The sequence below is a fragment of the Paractinoplanes globisporus DSM 43857 genome, from assembly GCF_000379645.1.
GTDB classification, from domain to species: domain Bacteria; phylum Actinomycetota; class Actinomycetes; order Mycobacteriales; family Micromonosporaceae; genus Actinoplanes; species Actinoplanes globisporus.
Genome location: NZ_KB903355.1, coordinates 1 through 1,072, shown reverse-complemented (window position 1 = coordinate 1,072; position 1,072 = coordinate 1). Strand labels below are relative to the sequence as shown.

The 1,072-nt window shown below is 66.1% G+C and carries 1 protein-coding gene; it reads right to left on the bottom strand.

Annotated features, from left to right (window positions below):
• Positions 1-310 precede the first annotated feature (310 nt).
• The gene (locus tag A3CQ_RS0146290) at positions 311-526 is read right to left on the bottom strand and encodes a hypothetical protein (RefSeq protein ID WP_026206945.1); all 216 of its coding nucleotides are present in this window, start codon (positions 524-526) and stop codon (positions 311-313) included.
• Positions 527-1,072 lie beyond the last annotated feature (546 nt).

The following is a 1,072-nucleotide window of genomic DNA, read 5'->3' as shown; positions in this document are numbered from 1 at the left end:
GCTGCCCGCCTGCGCTGCCCGTCCGCGCTGCCCGTCCGCGCGCTGCCTGTCCGCGCTGCCCGCCTGCGCTGCCCGCCTGCGCTGCCCGTCCGCGCCGCCCGCCCGCGCTGCCCGTCCGTCCGCCCTCCGCGATGAGCTATTCGCCCTTTGGGGTGGGGGTGGGGAAAGTCCACACGCGAGAGGCGCGCTATGGCCTGGGGAATCGCCTGGTCGCGGTGAGGGGCAGGGCGGGGGAATTGCGGTTGGGGGCTGCGTCAACCACGTACTTCTGAATTGAAGGGCTTGGCTTGTGGCGCGGGAGAGAGCGGCGTCACAGAAGCTGCACTAAGTAGCCGATCAGTGCCAGGCCGATTACGGCGCTGCCGGTCAGAAGTAGAGCGCCGCCCATGCGGGAGGGGCCGCGGCGGATCATGCGGTGGGTGGAGACCACGAGCGTGACCAGGACCAGTGCACCGATCACCGCCTGGCCGGCGGGGAGAAGTAGGTCGGAGACGGCGTCTGCGGCCACTGTCGGGGAAGGTCCCATGTGCCCACTCTGTCATGACGTGAAAGGTTGCGCGGGTCGTCGCGGTCATGGGGGTCGATTTGCATCGGGCGAGGGTGATCACGTAACTTTCTTTCTGCCCGCGGGAAACCCGGACGGAACGGCACGAAAGTGACGGGCCTAGGGGGTTCGGTGGGTGGCTGAGGCTCGCGCTAAGCTTGCCGACGCACCCGGGCGATGCCGGGCGGAGGTCCTGGAAACAGGATTTGCGCCGGCGGGCTTGACCGGGTAGAGTTACAAAGCCCGCAGGGAGCCGGGCGGACTGATCGCCTCAGCGATCGTCGGCCGGTCCAGCGAGGTTACCTCTACGACTTACCCGCTTCAGGGCGGGCGCGTTTCGTGGGGCAAACACTTGGGCGATTTTCGCAAGATTCACGATCTTGTGCTTGCGGAGTCGGCCGGGTAAGTTTGAGCGGTTGCCCCGAGGGCGGTATTGCTTCGGGTGTGGTTGTTCTTTGAGAACTCAACAGGGTGCTTGTAAAGCCAGTGCCAATTGTTTTATACCCTGGCCGGTTTGTTCCGGCTTGG